The 16,886-nt window shown below is 62.4% G+C and carries 16 protein-coding genes; 10 read left to right on the forward strand and 6 right to left on the reverse strand.

The genetic code is table 11. From position 1 onward, the window contains the following. From infB to EN990_RS26865, 7 genes are all read left to right on the forward strand, one after another. A partial coding sequence (gene infB / locus EN990_RS26835) for a translation initiation factor IF-2 (RefSeq protein ID WP_127388428.1) occupies positions 1-2,342 on the forward strand: 2,342 nt, incomplete at its 5' end. Positions 2,343-2,467: 125 nt separating this feature from the next. Next, positions 2,468-2,908 (forward strand): 30S ribosome-binding factor RbfA, encoded by a 441-nt coding sequence (rbfA, locus tag EN990_RS26840; protein WP_024503464.1) that lies wholly within the window; start codon positions 2,468-2,470, stop codon positions 2,906-2,908. Then, positions 2,908-3,903 (forward strand): tRNA pseudouridine(55) synthase TruB, encoded by a 996-nt coding sequence (gene truB, locus EN990_RS26845; protein WP_127369867.1) that lies wholly within the window; start codon positions 2,908-2,910, stop codon positions 3,901-3,903. Before rbfA ends, truB begins: the two co-directional genes overlap by 1 nt. A gap of 44 nt (positions 3,904-3,947) precedes the next feature. Next, positions 3,948-5,042, forward strand: a complete 1,095-nt coding sequence (corA, locus tag EN990_RS26850; RefSeq protein WP_063169994.1) for a magnesium/cobalt transporter CorA — start codon at positions 3,948-3,950, stop codon at positions 5,040-5,042. A 139-nt stretch (positions 5,043-5,181) separates the two neighbouring features. Next, positions 5,182-5,493 carry a 30S ribosomal protein S15 gene (gene rpsO / locus EN990_RS26855; protein WP_269470859.1) on the forward strand — a complete coding sequence of 104 codons (312 nt, stop codon included), beginning with the start codon at positions 5,182-5,184 and terminating at the stop codon, positions 5,491-5,493. A gap of 275 nt (positions 5,494-5,768) precedes the next feature. Next, the gene (pnp, locus tag EN990_RS26860) at positions 5,769-7,916 is read left to right on the forward strand and encodes a polyribonucleotide nucleotidyltransferase (RefSeq protein WP_013527890.1); all 2,148 of its coding nucleotides are present in this window, start codon (positions 5,769-5,771) and stop codon (positions 7,914-7,916) included. A 100-nt stretch (positions 7,917-8,016) separates the two neighbouring features. Beyond that, a complete protein-coding gene (locus EN990_RS26865) occupies positions 8,017-9,036 on the forward strand; it encodes a class I SAM-dependent methyltransferase (protein WP_127368356.1) in 1,020 nt (339 codons plus the stop codon). A 73-nt stretch (positions 9,037-9,109) separates the two neighbouring features. Here the strand turns inward: EN990_RS26865 and EN990_RS26870 are convergent, their stop codons facing one another. The 4 genes from EN990_RS26870 to fabA form a co-directional block, all read right to left on the reverse strand. After that, on the reverse strand, positions 9,110-10,654 hold the full coding sequence (locus EN990_RS26870) for a bifunctional diguanylate cyclase/phosphodiesterase (protein WP_027161757.1): 1,545 nt from the start codon (positions 10,652-10,654) through the stop codon (positions 9,110-9,112). 207 nt (positions 10,655-10,861) lie between these two features. Continuing rightward, positions 10,862-11,674 carry an enoyl-ACP reductase FabI gene (fabI, locus tag EN990_RS26875; protein WP_013527887.1) on the reverse strand — a complete coding sequence of 271 codons (813 nt, stop codon included), beginning with the start codon at positions 11,672-11,674 and terminating at the stop codon, positions 10,862-10,864. 13 nt (positions 11,675-11,687) lie between these two features. After that, positions 11,688-12,908, reverse strand: a complete 1,221-nt coding sequence (gene fabB, locus EN990_RS26880; protein ID WP_127368357.1) for a beta-ketoacyl-ACP synthase I — start codon at positions 12,906-12,908, stop codon at positions 11,688-11,690. 51 nt (positions 12,909-12,959) lie between these two features. Then, a complete protein-coding gene (gene fabA / locus EN990_RS26885) occupies positions 12,960-13,475 on the reverse strand; it encodes a 3-hydroxyacyl-[acyl-carrier-protein] dehydratase FabA (protein ID WP_013527885.1) in 516 nt (171 codons plus the stop codon). A 242-nt stretch (positions 13,476-13,717) separates the two neighbouring features. Here fabA and irrA point away from each other — a divergent pair, with 242 nt between their 5' ends. Both irrA and EN990_RS26895 read left to right on the forward strand, forming a co-directional pair. Continuing rightward, on the forward strand, positions 13,718-14,149 hold the full coding sequence (irrA, locus tag EN990_RS26890) for an iron response transcriptional regulator IrrA (RefSeq protein WP_164753836.1): 432 nt from the start codon (positions 13,718-13,720) through the stop codon (positions 14,147-14,149). 46 nt (positions 14,150-14,195) lie between these two features. Then, positions 14,196-14,603, forward strand: a complete 408-nt coding sequence (locus EN990_RS26895; protein WP_127368359.1) for a DUF4260 domain-containing protein — start codon at positions 14,196-14,198, stop codon at positions 14,601-14,603. On the opposite strand, the gene EN990_RS26900 is transcribed toward EN990_RS26895, so the two are convergent. Next, on the reverse strand, positions 14,576-15,136 hold the full coding sequence (locus tag EN990_RS26900) for an SH3 domain-containing protein (RefSeq protein ID WP_127368360.1): 561 nt from the start codon (positions 15,134-15,136) through the stop codon (positions 14,576-14,578). The genes EN990_RS26895 and EN990_RS26900 overlap by 28 nt on opposite strands. A gap of 209 nt (positions 15,137-15,345) precedes the next feature. Between EN990_RS26900 and EN990_RS26905 the strand changes: the two genes are divergently transcribed. Then, positions 15,346-16,347 carry a D-glycerate dehydrogenase gene (locus EN990_RS26905; protein WP_013527881.1) on the forward strand — a complete coding sequence of 334 codons (1,002 nt, stop codon included), beginning with the start codon at positions 15,346-15,348 and terminating at the stop codon, positions 16,345-16,347. A 47-nt stretch (positions 16,348-16,394) separates the two neighbouring features. Here the strand turns inward: EN990_RS26905 and EN990_RS26910 are convergent, their stop codons facing one another. Then, positions 16,395-16,883 carry a GNAT family N-acetyltransferase gene (locus tag EN990_RS26910; RefSeq protein WP_013527880.1) on the reverse strand — a complete coding sequence of 163 codons (489 nt, stop codon included), beginning with the start codon at positions 16,881-16,883 and terminating at the stop codon, positions 16,395-16,397. Positions 16,884-16,886 lie beyond the last annotated feature (3 nt).

Genomic DNA, 16,886 nt, shown 5'->3' on the forward strand with positions numbered 1-16,886 from the left:
TCGTCGTGCCGGAAGCACCGAAGGCGCCGCCACCCCCGCCGCCCCCGGCCCCGGTCGAGCGCAGCGGCATGGTGCTGAACGAACTGTCGCGCAGTGAAATGGAAGCACGCCGCAGGGCGCTCGAAGGCTCGAAGGTTCGCGAGGTCGAGGACCGCCAGCGCGCCGCCGAGGATGCCAAGCGTCGCGCCGAGGACGAAGAGCGCCGCAAGCGCGAACGCGATGAATCCGCGCGCCGCCAGGCCGAGGAAGAAGCACGGTTGCAGACCGAGGCCGAATCCCGCCGTCGGGCCGAGGAAGAGGCGCGTCGCCGCGCGCCATTGGCTGCCGAACTGGCAACAGTCGATGACGAGGAAGTGGCCAAGCCGAAGCGGGTTGGCGCCGGCGCACCGGTGCGCCGTCCGGTCACGCCTGAAGCGGCGCGTCCGGCCAAGCCGACCAAGAGCGAGGAAGATCGCCGCCGTGGCAAGCTGACGCTGAATTCGGCATTGTCCGACGAAGATGCGCGAGCCCGTTCGCTGTCGTCGATGCGTCGCCGCCAGGAAAAATTCAAGCGCGCGATGCACAATGAGCCGCGCGAGAAAGTCATGCGCGAAGTGATCCTGCCAGAGACCATCACCATCCAGGAACTGGCGCAACGCATGTCCGAGCGCGCGGTCGACCTGGTCAAGTTCTTCATGAAGCAGGGCCAGATCCTGAAGCCGGGCGACGTCATCGACGCCGACACGGCCGAGCTGGTCGCCACCGAATTCGGCCACACGGTCCGCCGCGTCGCCGAGTCCGACATCGAGGAAGGCCTGTTCAACATCGCCGACAATGCCGAGGACCTGGTTTCGCGTCCGCCGGTCGTGACGATCATGGGTCACGTCGATCATGGCAAGACCTCGCTGCTCGACGCGATCCGCAACGCCAATGTCGTCTCCGGCGAAGCCGGCGGCATCACCCAGCATATCGGCGCCTACCAGGTTGAGAAGAATGGTCACAAGATCACCTTCATCGACACGCCCGGCCACGCCGCCTTCACGGCGATGCGTGCTCGTGGCGCCCAGGCGACCGATATTGCCATCCTGGTGGTTGCGGCCGATGACAGCGTCATGCCGCAGACGATCGAATCGATCAGCCATGCCAAGGCGGCCGGCGTTCCGATCATCGTGGCGATCAACAAGATCGACAAGCATGATGCCGATCCGCAGAAGGTGCGCTCCGAACTGCTGCGCCACGAGGTTTTCGTCGAATCCATGGGCGGTGAAGTTCTGGACGTCGAAGTGTCGGCGACCAAGGGCACCAATCTCGACAAACTGCTCGAGGCGATCCTGCTGCAGGCCGAAATTCTCGACCTGAAGGCCAATCCGGACCGTACCGCCGAAGGCGTCGTCATCGAGGCCCAGCTCGACAAGGGCCGTGGTCCCGTTGCCACCGTGCTGGTGCAGACCGGCACGCTGATGCCGGGCGACATCCTCGTTGCCGGCAATGAATGGGGCCGGGTGCGTGCGCTGGTCAACGATCGTGGCGTGCAGATCAAGGAAGCGCCGCCGGCGATGCCGGTAGAAGTGCTTGGCTTGCAGGGCACCCCGCAGGCCGGCGATCGCTTCGCCGTGGTCAATAACGAGGCCCGTGCCCGCGAGATCACCGAATACCGCCAGCGTCTGGCGCGCGAGAAGGCGGTTGCCAAGCATGCCGGCCAGCGCGGTTCGCTCGAGCAGATGATGTCGCAATTGCAGACAAGCGGGCTGAAGGAATTCCCGTTGGTCATCAAGGGCGACGTGCAGGGCTCGATCGAGGCGATCAACGCCGCACTCGATAAGCTCGGCACCGACGAGGTTCGTGCACGCATCGTCCATGCCGGCGCCGGCGCCATTACCGAAAGCGACGTGTCGCTGGCCGAGACTTCGGGTGCCGCGATCATCGGCTTCAACGTCCGCGCCAACGTCCAGGCACGTGCCGCTGCTGCGGCGGCTGGCATCGAGATCCGCTACTACTCGATCATCTACAACCTTGTGGATGACGTGAAGGCGGCTCTGTCGGGCCTGCTGTCGCCGGAACGTCGCGAGACCTTCATCGGCAATGCGCAGATCCTCGAAATCTTCGACATCACCAAGGTCGGCAAGATCGCCGGCTGCCGTGTCACCGAAGGCAAGGTCGAGCGTGGTGCGGGCGTGCGCCTGATCCGCGACAACGTCGTCATCCACGAAGGCACGCTGAAGACGCTGAAGCGCTTCAAGGACGAAGTTTCGGAAGTCCCCGGCGGCCAGGAGTGCGGCATGGCCTTCCAGAACTACGAGGACATGCGCGTCGGCGACGTCATCGAGTGCTTCCGCGTCGAGATGGTGACCCGGACACTCTGAGTTCGAATGACTTGTCCATACCGGGCGGTGGTCGAAAGGCCGCCGCCCCAAGTCTATTGAGAATGCCCATATGAGACATGCGGCACGGTTCCATCCCGCGCCTCACGCTTTCAGGATTGAGAAAAATGCCCCGTCCAACCGCATCCAGCCCATCCCAGCGCATGCTGCGCGTCGCCGAACAGGTGCGCCATGCGCTATCCGAAACCCTGCAGCGCGGCGAGATCATCGATCCGCTGATCGAGAACACCGTGGTGTCGGTCTCGGAAGTGCGCATGTCGCCCGATTTGAAGGTCGCTACCGCTTTCGTCTCGCCGCTCGGCGCCAAAGATGCCGATGCGGTGGTCGAGGCGTTGAACAAGCATGCGAAATTCGTCCGTGGCCGTGTCTCCGGCGCGCTGCGGCAGATGAAGTTCATGCCTGAGTTCCGCTTCAAGCTCGATACCTCCTTCGACAATTTTGCCAGGATCAACGACCTCTTGAAATCGCCGGAAGTGGCGCGCGATCTGGGTCCTGAGGACCAGGAAAACGCGGACCAGGACAAAGACGACAACAAGGACACCGAATAGTGGCGCGTCGCGGCAAGAAGAAGGGCCGGCCGATCTCGGGCTGGCTGATCCTGGACAAGCCGGTCGGCATGGGCTCGACCGAAGCCGTCTCCAAGATCAAATGGCTGTTCCAGGCGGAAAAGGCCGGCCATGCAGGCACGCTCGACCCGCTGGCATCCGGCATGCTGCCGATCGCGCTTGGCGAGGCTACCAAGACCGTGCCTTACGTGCAGGACGGCGCCAAAATCTATCGCTTCACCGTTGCCTGGGGACAGGAGCGTTCGACCGATGACCTCGAAGGTCCGGTGACGAAAGAATCCGACCTGCGTCCGTCGGAAGCCCAACTGCTCGCCCTGCTGCCGAAATACACCGGCGTCATCATGCAGACGCCGCCGCAATTCTCGGCCATCAAGATCGCAGGCGAGCGCGCCTATGATCTGGCCCGCGACGGCGCGACGGTCGACATACCCGCGCGCGAGATCGAGATCGGCCGTCTGGACGTTGTCGAGCATGGCGCCGACCATACTGTTTTCGAGGTCGAGTGCGGCAAGGGCACCTATGTGCGCTCGCTGGCCCGCGACATGGGCCGCGACATCGGCTGCTTCGGTCACATCTCCGAATTGCGCCGGGTCGAGGTCGAGCCGTTCACCTCGGAAGACTTCGTCACCATCGCCGAACTGGAAGCCGCCCGTTTCGGTGTGGAGGAGGTCGACAGCTCGGACACGACAGAAGCCGCTGACAAGGCAGAGGCTGCCGACAAGGTGGAAGCGCCAATCGACTTCGACGCCATCGATGCGCTTCTGGTCGACACATCGGCTGCCCTCGATTGCCTGCCGCAGATCGCCATCAGCGATGACGCGGCAACCAAGATCCGCCTCGGCAACCCGGTCATCATCCGCGGCCGCGACGCACCGGTGGAAGCCGAAGAAGCCTGCGCCACGGCGCGCGGCAAGCTGGTCGCCATCGGTGCCATTGAGCAAGGCATGTTCAAGCCCAAGCGGGTCTTTGCCGGTTGATTCCTGTCGTCTAATGTCGAGGCGAGGACTCGCACGAGGGGAATATGGCAAAGGCTGAGACCGTGAAGACGCGGGCACCGGCGAAAACGCGGCGGCCGCCGGTCGGTGCGTCGCCCGGCACGCTGATCGCCGACCCGTCGGCGCGTCGCTCGGAACTGCGTCTGACGCTGATCTCGCCCGAAAAATTCAAGACTATCGAAAATGCCAGCATCGACGACCTCAACACCCATTGCCACAAATGGCCGGTCCTCTGGCTCGACTGCACCGGCCTCGCCAACATCCCGCTGATCGAGGAGATCGGCCGCATTTTCAGCCTGCATCCGCTGGCGCTGGAGGACGTCGTCAACACCGGCCAGCGGCCTAAGGTCGACTTCTTCGAGGACCATGCCTTCGTCGTCGTCAGGATGATCGACGATGTCACCTCGCACCGCTATGAGCAGATCGCCGTCTTCTTCGGCAGCAACTTCGTCGTTACCTTCCAGGAGCGGGAAGGCGATCCATTCGATCCGGTGCGCAAGCGCATCGAAAGTTCGGCGCCCAACCGGCTGCGCGCCCGCGGCGCCGACTATCTTGCCTATGCGCTGATCGATGCCATCGTCGACAGCTATTTTCCGCCGATCGAGGCCGCCGGTGACATGGTCGACAGCATCGAGGACCAGATGCTGCATTCGCCGCACAAACACCAGATGCGGCAGCTACATGAATTGCGGCGTGACGCCAACGTGCTGAAAGGCGTGCTGTGGCCGATGCGCGATGCGCTGGCGACGCTGATCCGCAACGATGTGCCCTATGTGAAGGCCGAGACCAAGATCTTCCTCAACGACACGCTCGACCATGCGCTCAGGCTGATCGAGCTGGTCGAGACCCAGCGCGATATGCTGACCGGCCTGATCGAGATGCACCTGTCGCTGAGCCAGGCGCGCACCAACGACGTTATCAGCTATCTCACCATCGTCTCGGTCATCTTCATGCCGCTCACCTTCCTGGTCGGCATCTGGGGCATGAATTTCGATCCGGAGTCTTCGCCCTGGAACATGCCGGAACTGAAGGCCTACTACGGCTATCCCTTGTCGCTGCTGTTCATGGCGCTTGTCGCGTTCGGGCTGATCGCCTTCTTCAAATGGAAGAAATGGCTTTGACAGGGATAAACCTGCCATTTTGGCCTGAAAAGCCGGCTTGTGAATTGGGCTGGTGTTTTCCGGGGAATTGCACTATATGCGCCGCAGCTTAGCGCTATGACGCTTTGCTTGCACCGGCCCCTGCTGGACGACATCCCGGCTGAGGGCGACCCGTTTCCTCAAACAGATAAGGAAAAACACGATGTCGATTACTGCCGAGCGCAAACAGGAATTGATGGGTGAATTCGCAACCGCCAAGGGCGATACCGGGTCTCCGGAAGTCCAGGTGGCCATCCTTTCCGAGCGAATCAAGAACCTGACCGACCATTTCAAGGACCACAAGAAGGATAACCATTCCCGCCGTGGTCTGCTTGCTCTCGTCTCCCAGCGCCGCAGCCTGCTTGATTATCTCAAGCGCAAGGACGACGCGCGCTACCAGACGCTGATCGAGAAGCTCGGTCTGCGTCGTTGACGAATTGACCGGCGGGCTTTCGAAGGAGAGCCCGCCGGTCGCGCATTCTGCCAGTCGTATCGACTGGCCAGACCCGGTTTCGATCGTGCAGAGGGCACTCGAAACCGCCCATGGACGGTCATGGGGCAGGATTGCAGGACGCTCGCGCGCACCGCGCCGAAACACCCGAGCCTCCCGTTGTCTTGCCCGTGGCTGCCCGAGAAAGGAAGCCAGGGAAAGGGCATCTCCGCGCACCGTGAAACGGCGCGGCCCTTTCCTCATATTAAGGACAAGAGATGTTCAATCACCACAAAGTGGAAATCGAATGGGGCGGTCGTCCGCTCATCCTCGAAACCGGCAAGATCGCGCGCCAGGCTGATGGCGCGGTGCTCGCCACCTACGGCGAGACCAAGGTCCTCGCCACCGTCGTTTCGATGAAGGAGCCGAAGCCCGGCCTCGATTTCTTCCCGCTGACCGTCAACTACCAGGAAAAGACCTACGCCGCCGGCAAGATCCCGGGTGGCTATTTCAAGCGTGAAGGCCGTCCGAGCGAGAAGGAAACGCTGGTTTCCCGCCTCATCGACCGCCCGATCCGCCCGCTCTTCGCCTCCGGCTACAAGAACGACACCCAGATCGTCGTCACCGTCGTCCAGCATGATCTCGAGAACGATCCCGACATCCTGTCGATCGTTGCCACTTCGGCCGCCCTGACGCTCTCCGGCGTTCCCTTCATGGGCCCGGTCGGCGGCGCCCGCGTCGGCTACATCAACGGCGAATACGTTCTGAACCCGCATGTCGACGAGATGCAGGAATCCAAGCTCGACCTCGTTGTCGCCGGCACCGCCGACGCTGTGCTGATGGTTGAGTCCGAAGCCAAGGAATTGGGCGAAGAGCTGATGCTCGGCGCCGTCATGTTCGGCCACAAGGGCTTCCAACCGGTCATCGACGCCATCATCAAGCTGGCCGAAGTCGCCGCCAAGGAGCCGCGCGACTTCACCGCGCCGGACTATTCCGCGCTTGAAGCCGAGATGCTGAAGATCGTCGGCGACGAACTCAGCAATGCCTACAAGAACGTCGACAAGCAGAAGCGTTACGCCGCCGTCGACGCCGTCAAGGCGAAGGTCAAGGCAGCGTTTGCCCCGGCCGAAGGCGAAGATGCCAAGTACACTTCCGAGCAGATCGGTTCGGTATTCAAGGAACTCCAGGCCAAGGTCGTGCGCTGGAACATCCTCGACACCGGTTCGCGCATCGATGGCCGTGACCTCAAGACGGTCCGCAAGATCGTCTCCGAAGTCGGCGTCCTGCCGCGCACCCACGGTTCGGCGCTGTTCACCCGCGGCGAGACCCAGGCGCTGGTCGTTGCCACGCTCGGCACCGGCGAGGACGAGCAGTATGTCGATTCGCTGACCGGCATGTACAAGGAGAAGTTCCTCCTTCACTACAACTTCCCTCCCTATTCCGTCGGCGAGACCGGCCGCATGGGTTCGCCGGGTCGCCGCGAAATCGGCCATGGCAAGCTCGCCTGGCGCGCCATTCGCCCGATGCTGCCGAGCGCCGACCAGTTCCCCTACACGCTGCGTGTCGTCTCGGAGATCACCGAGTCCAACGGTTCGTCGTCGATGGCCACCGTCTGCGGCACCTCGCTGGCGCTTATGGATGCCGGCGTGCCGCTGGCCAAGCCCGTCGCCGGTATCGCCATGGGCCTGATCAAGGAAGGCGAGCGTTTCGCCGTTCTATCCGACATCCTCGGTGACGAGGATCACCTCGGCGACATGGACTTCAAGGTCGCCGGCACCGCCAACGGCATCACCTCGCTGCAGATGGATATCAAGATCGAAGGCATCACCGAGGAGATCATGAAGATCGCGCTGGACCAGGCCAAGGATGGCCGCCAGCACATCCTCGGCGAGATGGCGCATGCTCTGACCGGCGCGCGTTCGGAACTCGGTGAGTTCGCACCGCGCATCGAAGTGATGCACATCCCGACCGACAAGATCCGTGACGTGATCGGCTCGGGCGGCAAGGTGATCCGCGAGATCGTCGAAAAGACCGGCGCCAAGATCAACATCGAGGACGACGGCACGGTCAAGATCGCTTCGTCCAATGCCAAGGAGATCGAGGCGGCGAAGAAGTGGATCCACACCATCGTCGCCGAGCCGGAAGTCGGCGAGATCTACGAAGGTACGGTCGTCAAGACCGCGGACTTCGGCGCTTTCGTCAATTTCTTCGGTCCGCGTGACGGCCTCGTCCACATCTCGCAGCTTGCCAACGACCGGGTCGCCAAGACCTCGGATGTGGTCAAGGAAGGCGACAAGGTCTGGGTCAAGCTGATGGGCTTCGACGAGCGCGGCAAGGTCCGCCTGTCGATGAAGGTCGTCGACCAGGCCACCGGCAAGGAACTCGCCCGCGACAAGAAGACCGAAGGCGAAGAAAACGCCGCCTGATTGGTCTGAGACCATGAATCGAAACGGGCGCGGCTTATGTCGCGCCCGTTTTCATTTTCAGCCTGGGTTTCAAAGCGCTTAGACAAGTCGAGATCGAACAATGTCCGCCGAGCCGTTGAAGACGCTTTTCCATCCCTTCGAGGCGGAGGCTGTTTCTCTACCGGGCAAGGGCACGCGCGCCCTGTTTCTCGGCGCTGAGCCGGGTTTTCGCCTGCCTGAAGGCTTTGAGGCGACACTTCACCTCGTGCAGGGTTTCCGGCCGCATTTCAGCGCGCTGCAGGCGTCTGGCTTCGTCGTCACCGCGCAAGTGGAAGGCGATGGCTTCGATATGGCACTTGTGCTTGCCGGCCGGCATCGCGGCTTGAACGAAGTGCGCATCGCGCAGGCGCTTGAGTGCGTGGCGCCGGGCGGCCTGGTCGTCATTGCCGGCGGCAAGGACGATGGCATTGCCAGCCTGCGCAAGCGCGTTGACGAGCTTGTGCCGCTTGAAGGCCATTTGCCCAAATATCACGGCATTGCCTTCTGGCTGCGACGTCCCGCCGATCTGGCCGCCGCGGAAGAATTGCGCGCTGCCAACCCCGCTCGGCTGGTTGAAGGCCGGTTCCACACCGCGCCCGGCATGTTCTCGTTCGACCGGATCGATACCGGCTCGAAATTGCTGGTCGAGAATTTGCCCAATGACCTGCGTGGCAACATTGCCGATCTCTGCGCCGGCTGGGGCTATGTGGCGGCCGAGATCGCCGCCCGCTCCCCCGGCGTTCAGGCGCTCGACCTCTATGAGGCCGATTTCGCCGCGCTTGAAGCCGCGAAGCTCAATCTGGCAGCGGTCAGCCAGCCGATCGCCCGGAATTTCTTCTGGATCGATCTGCTGAAGGAACCAGTCGAGAAGCGCTACGACGCGATTGCCATGAACCCGCCCTTTCACCGCAGCCGGGCGGCCGAGCCGGAGATCGGCGCCGGCATGATCCGAGCGGCGGCCAAGGCCTTGAAGCCGGGTGGGCGGCTGTTCATGGTCGCCAACCGTCAGCTTCCCTACGAGCCGATCTTGGCGGCTGCCTTTTCGAGCCATGCCGAACTCGCTCGTGACGGCATGTTCAAGGTGCTTTCCGCTCGTCGTTGAAGCATGATCCCGAAAAGTGGATACCGGTTTCGGAAAAGATCATGCTCAGACGAAAACAGATATCGCGTCGCACTCAATGCAGATTGGCAACGCGCCGGACCTCATCGGTGATATGCACGTCGCCGACCCTGATCTTGAGGGGGGCGGGCCTGCCATACAGGTAGCCTTGCACCACCTCGCAGCCGGCTGCCCTGAGCAGTGTCGCCTGGCTTTCGGTCTCGACGCCTTCGGCAATGATGCTGACGCCGAGCGCGCGCGAAAGCCCGACGATGGTCGAGACGACCGCGCCGGAGCTGGAATCCGTGTCGAGGCGGCTGACGAAGGACCGGTCGATCTTCAGCTTGCCGAATGAGAAATCGATCAGGTAGCTCAAATTGGAATAGCCGGTGCCGAAATCATCGACGGCGACCGAAATGCCGATATCCGCAAGCTCCTTCAGGATGGCGGCGGCGCGGTCGCGATCCTGCATCATCGCCGTCTCGGTCACTTCCAGTTCCAGCCGTGACGGCTTGATGCCGGTGCTCGTCATGGTGTCGCGCACGATGCCGACGAAGTCCTTGGTCATGAACTGGACGGGCGAGATGTTGACGGCGACGAAGCAGTCGTCGGGCAGATGCCGGGCGTCGCTGCAGGCTTTGCGCAGCACCCATTCGCCGATCGGACCGATCATGCCGGTTTCCTCGGCGATCGGAATGAACTCCATCGGCGGGATCATGCCGCGTTCCGGATGCCGCCAGCGGATCAGCGCTTCGTAGCCGACGATGCGGCCGGTCGGGAGATCGAGCTGCGGCTGGTAATGAAGGTCGAAGTCACCGCGCTCGAAGGCTGTATGCAGTTCGGATTCGATCCACTGGCGATGGTCGGCGACCCTGCCCATTTCGGCATGGAAGACGGACCAGTTGCCGACGCCGCTGGCGCGCGCGTTCTGCAGCGCCAGATTGGAGCGGCGCAGGATGAGGACGGGATCGACACCGTCCTTTGGCATCGCCACGATGCCGACCGACAGGCTGACCGATTGCAGGTGCGTACCGAGATCATAGGGCTCCATCATCTCGTCGATGAGCCTCTCTATGGTGCTTTCCAAGGACCCTGCGACTTGGTTGTCGGGGAGCAGGATCGCGAATTCACCGGCGCCGATGCGTCCGATCAGCGCGCGCGGCGGCACGCACGTCTTCAAGCGCTTGGTGAAGGCGCGGATCAGCTCGTCGCCCTGGCTGTAGCCGATGGCGTCATTGATCTGCTTGAACCGGTCGATGTCGATATCGATGAGGAACATCGGCTCGCCGGTCCGGCTGGTCGCGCATGCCGCCTCGGCAATCTTGCCGACCATCGCCGGACGTGCCACCAGGCCGGTCAGCTTGTCGAAATGGGTTTCCGTGAAGACGAAATCCGCCGATTCATCGACGCCGGCGAAGAAGGACATCGCGGCGACCGACGCCGCCAGTGCGCAAAGAGCGGCCATCACCGAGACCATCATGTCGGCGGAGATGCCGGCAAAGCCATCGCCGAGACCGAGCTTCAGGCCCCAGAGCCCGAGGACGAAACTGCCGAGACCCGAACTCGCTATGGTGAGCAGTCGGAACACCGGTGTTCGCTTCGGGTTGCTGACGGCGAGCATTGAAAGTTCCCCTGAGTACGGGGCTTTCTAGCGGATATCTCCTTAAAATGAGTTTCCGCGAATGAATCAAATTTTATTGGACCGAAAGTATTTCTTGAGCGGATCAATGCGACTGGCGCTGAAACGGGGTTTAGCCGCGCGCTTTAAGCTTCGTGTTTTCAGATGTCCGCCATTTCAAAACCGTCGCGCACCTTTGGCCGACAGGCGTTAGTCTCGCCCGCCGTCGGTCTGCTTCAATTCATCGAGCGTCGGCATGGAAACGATGTGATAGCCGGAATCGACATAGTGGATTTCGCCGGTAACCCCGGAAGACAGATCCGACAACAGATAAAGCGCCGAACCACCGACCTCGTCGATGGTCACCGTGCGGCGCAGTGGCGAGTTTCGCTGCTGGTAGGAGAACATGTGGCGGGCGTCCGAAATGCCGGCGCCGGCGAGCGTGCGCACGGGCCCAGCCGATATGCCGTTTACCCTGATGCCGCGCGGACCGTAATCGTTGGCGAGGTAGCGCACGCTGGCCTCCAGTCCGGCCTTGGCGACGCCCATGACATTGTAGTTCGGCATGACGCGGACGGAGCCCGCATAGGTCAGCGTGATCATCGATCCGCCGTCCTTCATCAAGGTGGCCGCATGGCGGGCGACCTCGGTGAAGGAGTAGCAGGAGATCACCATGGTGCGGACGAAATTGTCCCGGCTGGTGTCGGCGTAGAGGCCTTTCAACTCGTTCTTGTCGGAAAAGCCGATGGCGTGGACGATGAAATCCAGCCCGCCCCATTCGTTGCCCAGGGTCTCGAACGTGGCGGCGACCGAAGCGCTGTCCTCGACGTCGCACGGCACGACCAGCGAGGCGCCGAGCTTGTCGGCCAGCGGCTTGACCCGGCGTCCGAAGGCATCGCCCTGATAGGTGAAGGCGAGTTCCGCCCCGTGTTCGGATAATTTCCGGGCGATGCCCCAGGCGATCGAATGATCGTTGGCGACACCCATGACAAGCCCGCGCTTGCCCTTCATCAATCCGTCCATGGCCGGCAAATCCTTATGCGGAATAGCGCTGGAAAACGAGCGTGGCGTTGGTGCCACCGAAGCCGAACGAATTGGACAAAACAGTGTCGATCCTGGCATCGTCGATGCGCTTTCGCACGATCGGCATGCCCTCGAATTCGGGGTCGAGGGTCTCGATATGGGCGCTTTCGCCGATGAAACCGCCCTGCATCATCAGGATCGAGTAGATGGATTCCTGCACGCCGGCCGCGCCCAGCGAATGGCCGGTCAGCGACTTCGTCGAGGTGATGTACGGCATCTCTGGGCCGAACACCTCGCGGATGGCGCCCACTTCCTTGGAATCTCCCACCGGCGTCGATGTGCCATGGGTGTTGATGTAGTCGACCGGCGTGGAAACCGTGGCCAGCGCCTGGCGCATGCAGCGGACCGCGCCTTCGCCTGAAGGAGCAACCATGTCGTAGCCATCCGACGTCGCGCCATAGCCGACGATCTCGGCATAGATCTTGGCGCCGCGCGCCTTGGCATGCTCAAGCTCTTCCAGCACCAGCACACCGGCGCCGCCGGCAATGACGAAGCCGTCGCGATTGACGTCATAGGCACGGGAGGCGGTCGATGCCTTGTCGTTGAATTTCGACGACATGGCGCCCATGGCGTCGAACAGGTCCGACATCGTCCAGTCGAGATCCTCGTGGCCGCCGGCGAAGACGATGTCCTGCTTGCCCCATTGGATCAATTCATAGCCATTGCCGATGCAATGCGCCGAGGTCGAACAGGCCGACGAGATCGAGTAGTTGACGCCGTGGATCTTGAACCATGTGGCAAGCGTCGCCGATGCGGTCGACGACATTGCCTTCGGCACCGCGAACGGACCGATGCGCTTGGGACTGCCGTTCTTCAGCGTCGTTTCGGCAGCTTCGACGATGGTGCGGGTGGATGGTCCGCCCGATCCCATGACGATGCCGGTGCGCTCATTGGTGATGTCGCTCTCGCCGAGGCCCGCATCCGCGATCGCCTGGTCCATGGCGACGTGGTTCCATGCAGCCCCCTGGCTCAGGAAGCGCATCGCACGGCGATCGATCATCGCCGATGGATCGAGCGTCGGCGCTCCCCAGACCTGGCAGCGGAAGCCGTGTTCGGCGAAGGAATCCGAGAAGCTGATGCCTGATCTGGCGTCATGCAGCGAGGCTTGCACCTCGTTGGCATTGTTGCCGATCGACGACACGATGCCGAGGCCTGTGACTACGACACGTCTCATTCGCAACTCCTTCCAGGGATGCCGGCCAAGGGGGCTGGCCAGGGGTGCCGGTCAGCCGACCGCCGACTGCTTGGACAGACCGACTTTCAAATCCGTTGCCGCGTATATGGGTTCGCCATCCGCCTTCAGCCAGCCATCGGCGATGCCGAGCACCAGCCGGCCCCGCATCACGCGCTTGAAGTCGATGCCATATTCGACCTTCTTCACCGAGGGCGTGACCATGCCCTTGAATTTCACTTCGCCGGTCGACAGCGCCATTCCCTTGCCGGGTTCGCCAAGCCAGCCAAGGTAGAAGCCGGTCAGTTGCCACATGGCGTCGAGGCCGAGGCACCCCGGCATGATCGGATTGCCGATGAAATGGCAGGCAAAGAACCACAGGTCCGGCTTGATGTCGAACTCCGCGCGGATGAAACCCTTCTCGAAGGCGCCGCCGGTCTCGCTGATCTCGGTGATGCGGTCGAACATCAGCATTGGCGGATAGGGAAGCTGGGCGTTGCCCGGTCCGAACAGTTCGCCGCGGGCGCAGGCCAGCAATTCGTCGTACTCGTAGCTGGATTTACCCGCCATCAATCTCATCCCATATCGTTCCGGGCCATCGGGGGCCCTTGTCGTTGGTTTCCTAACACAATCTGTTTCAGGCCGGAAACCGGCGTTTGCGCTTAGCCTGCTCGTCTGCCTGGGTCAATGCGCGCTATTGATCGCATTCGGACGACAGAATATATGTCCTGAGAGGTCCGGTTTCGGCAGACGTTCATTTTTTTGCCATTCTGGGCGTGTCTTGGGGCGGAACTGTGGGGTTCGACGAGAAGATGGACCTGGACGGCCGGAAGGAAAATGTCGCTGTGGACAAGCGGGTCCGTGAAGCCGGGCTGAGGCCGACGCGTCAGCGCATTGCGCTGGCCGATCTGCTTTTCGCCAAGGGCGACCGGCATCTGTCGGCCGAGGAACTGCACGAGGAGGCGGTTGCCGCCGGCGTGCCGGTGTCGCTGGCCACCGTCTACAATGCCCTTCACCAGTTTACCCAGGCGGGACTTTTGCGCATCCTCGCCGTCGAAGGCGCGAAAACCTATTTCGACACCAACACCTCCGACCACCACCATTTCTACATCGAAGGCGAAAACCGTATATTCGACATCGACAGCGGTCCGGTGACGGTTGCCAACCTGCCGGAGCCTCCGGAAGGGATGGAGATCGCCAATGTCGACATCGTAGTGAGGCTGCGCCCCAAACGCTGCGAATGACTGGCGAGGCCAGAATCATCTGCCAAGCCAGAATTATCGGCCAGGGATGAAACCCCTCGATTTCGTAATCCGGCTCGAATGGGCGATCGTGGCACTGGCTGCCGTCATTTTCTACGGTTCGACCGGCATCTCCTGGTGGCTCTTCGGATTGCTTATCTTGGCGCCTGACCTATCGATGTCGGGCTATCTGGCCGGTCCGCGCGTCGGTGCCCTTGCCTACAACGCCTTGCACATCCTGATCGTGCCCGTGCTGCTGCTGCTCGGCGGGCACATGTGGGGCAATACGGCCGCGATGGCGGTTGCGCTGATATGGATCGCCCACATCGCCATCGACCGTGCGCTGGGCTACGGTCTGAAGCTGCCGACCGGCTTCCAGGACACCCATCTCGGCCGTATCGGGCATAAAGCCAGGACCGCGAAAGAGAATCAGTCCTTGACCCGTTCGCCGGGATAGGCGCCCCAGACGACCGACTGGGCAAGCCAGCCGGTGTGGCCTTCGAACGTCATTTCGCACCACTGGCCGTCGCAGGATTTGATCGTACCCATGACGCCAGGTTCGATCATCGCGACCACCCTTGCATCCTTGTCGGGGCTGTTGAGAAGATTGAGCCGGGTGCCCTTGCCACGCTGCCATGGTGCGACGATTGCCGTGCGTCGGCCGGAAAGCAGCGACTGGTTGATCCAGCCTTCCGAACCATCGGCATCGCGCACGCGGCGCCATGTGTCGAATTCCTGGATGATCTCCATCGGCAGGCCGGCCTTCATGTACATCCAGTCGACCGAGTAGTTGGCGCCGGGGCCGACGCGCGAGTTGACGCGGCCGGATTTCAGGCTGACGAATCGCGGCAGCGGCAGGCCGCTCGGCCCGAGCGTGACGACGCTCTGGGCAGGTGCAGCCGCACTCTGTGCCGCCGTAAGCGGAGAATAAAGCAGAGCGCCGAAAAATGCTGCACTGAGGGCCAGGCGAAGCGACGCGAAACCAGACACTTTCATTCCTTTCGGCGCTTGCCTCGGCGCCCCTTTTTCTTTGTCTTCGGCGGCACCGCTTGTTACATGGGTAATCGGCACCGCGACCGGCTTTCAGTTTCGCCGGTCTTGGTTAAAGAGGTCTCAACGAGATCGGGTTAGAGCAATTCCAGCAAACCTGTGAAGCGGTTTTGCGTTCGGAATTGCGGCAAATACTCGAGAGGGAAACAATGGCAGGCAAAAAAAGGCCTCTTGTCGTCATCACGCGCAAGCTGCCCGACCCGGTCGAGACCCGCATGCGCGAACTGTTCGACGCAAGGCTGAATGTCGAGGACCGGCCGATGACGCAGCCGGAACTGGTCGCGGCGGTCAAGGAAGCCGACGTTCTGGTGCCGACCATTACCGACAATATCGACGCGGCGCTGATCGCTCAGGCAGGCGACAACCTCAAGCTGATCGCCAATTTTGGCAACGGCGTCGACAAGATCGATGTCGCGGCTGCGGCCAAGAGGGGCATCACCGTCACCAACACGCCGAATGTCCTGACCGAAGACACCGCCGACATGACGATGGCGCTGATGCTGGCGGTGCCGCGGCGGCTCGCGGAAGGCGCCAATGTGCTCACCGGCGACAAGAAATGGGCCGGCTGGTCGCCGACCTGGATGCTGGGCCGGCGCATCTGGGGCAAGCGGCTCGGCATTGTCGGCATGGGGCGGATCGGCACGGCCGTAGCCAGGCGGGCCAAGGCCTTCGGACTGTCGATCCACTATCACAACCGCCACCGCGTGCTGCCGGCCGTGGAAGACGGGCTGGAGGCGACCTATTGGGAAAGCCTCGACCAGATGCTGGCCCGCATGGATATCATCTCGGTCAACTGTCCCTCGACGCCGGCAACCTTCCATCTGCTTTCGGCGCGGCGGCTGGCGCTACTGCAGCCCACCGCCTATGTCGTCAACACCGCGCGCGGCGACATCATCGACGAGGAAGCACTGGTCAAGCTGATCCAGGACGGCAAGATCGCCGGCGCCGGCCTCGATGTCTACGAGCACGAGCCGGCCTTGAACGGCAAGCTGCTGAAGCTCGCGGCCAAGAACAAGGTCGTGCTTTTGCCGCATATGGGCTCGGCGACGCTCGAGGGCCGTATCGACATGGGTGAAAAGGTCATCATCAACATCCGCGCCTTCGTTGACGGCCACCGCCCACCAGACCGCGTGCTGCCGCTCAGGACCTGATGCTGTCGCGGTGCAATATCCGTGGCCCACAAACCGTAAGATAAGACTTACGGGAGGGCTTTGCGCATGGTGACCGAAGTCGGCCTGGCATAGCCGTCATGCGCCGTCCGTTCAGTTTCGCGAAAGCCGAGGCGAGCAAAGGCCGCATGGTTTGCGGTCAACTCGATCCGCGTCTGAAGCTCGATGGCGGCCTTGCCGCGGCTGCGGGCAAGGTCTTCGACCGCCTGCATCAGCTGCCGTCCAATGCCTTGTCCCTGGCAGTCCGGCGCCACGGCGAGCTTGCCGACATAGAACTCTGCCACCTTTTCAAGGGCAAAGACGCAGCCGACGATCCGATCGCCCTTGAGCGCCACGAAGCCGGTCTCCCGCCCTGCCTTGTCCCGCAGAGTGTCTGCGGTCAAAAGGTGGGCCGAGGAGGGCGGGTCGATGACATCGTCCATCGAGGCGAAGGCACGCATGATCAATGCGAGCACATCGTCCCAACGGTCGAAATCGGTCGGGATCCGCCTGATGGAGACTGCTTCGATCCGGCCCAAGAA

The sequence above is a fragment of the Mesorhizobium sp. M7A.F.Ca.US.005.03.1.1 genome (assembly GCF_003997975.1).
In the GTDB taxonomy this organism is placed as follows: Bacteria; Pseudomonadota; Alphaproteobacteria; order Rhizobiales; family Rhizobiaceae; genus Mesorhizobium; species Mesorhizobium ciceri.

Bases quoted from the DNA above. Each gene is read 5' to 3' on its own strand.
- rbfA (WP_024503464.1), top strand. From the start codon at position 2,468: ATGCCCCGTCCAACCGCATCCAGCCCATCCCAGCGCATGCTGCGCGTC.
- corA (WP_063169994.1), top strand. From the start codon at position 3,948: ATGGCAAAGGCTGAGACCGTGAAGACGCGGGCACCGGCGAAAACGCGG.
- pnp (WP_013527890.1), top strand. From the start codon at position 5,769: ATGTTCAATCACCACAAAGTGGAAATCGAATGGGGCGGTCGTCCGCTC.
- EN990_RS26865 (WP_127368356.1), top strand. From the start codon at position 8,017: ATGTCCGCCGAGCCGTTGAAGACGCTTTTCCATCCCTTCGAGGCGGAG.
- EN990_RS26870 (WP_027161757.1), bottom strand. From the start codon at position 10,654: ATGCTCGCCGTCAGCAACCCGAAGCGAACACCGGTGTTCCGACTGCTC.
- fabI (WP_013527887.1), bottom strand. From the start codon at position 11,674: ATGGACGGATTGATGAAGGGCAAGCGCGGGCTTGTCATGGGTGTCGCC.
- fabB (WP_127368357.1), bottom strand. From the start codon at position 12,908: ATGAGACGTGTCGTAGTCACAGGCCTCGGCATCGTGTCGTCGATCGGC.
- fabA (WP_013527885.1), bottom strand. From the start codon at position 13,475: ATGGCGGGTAAATCCAGCTACGAGTACGACGAATTGCTGGCCTGCGCC.
- irrA (WP_164753836.1), top strand. From the start codon at position 13,718: ATGGACCTGGACGGCCGGAAGGAAAATGTCGCTGTGGACAAGCGGGTC.
- EN990_RS26895 (WP_127368359.1), top strand. From the start codon at position 14,196: ATGAAACCCCTCGATTTCGTAATCCGGCTCGAATGGGCGATCGTGGCA.
- EN990_RS26905 (WP_013527881.1), top strand. From the start codon at position 15,346: ATGGCAGGCAAAAAAAGGCCTCTTGTCGTCATCACGCGCAAGCTGCCC.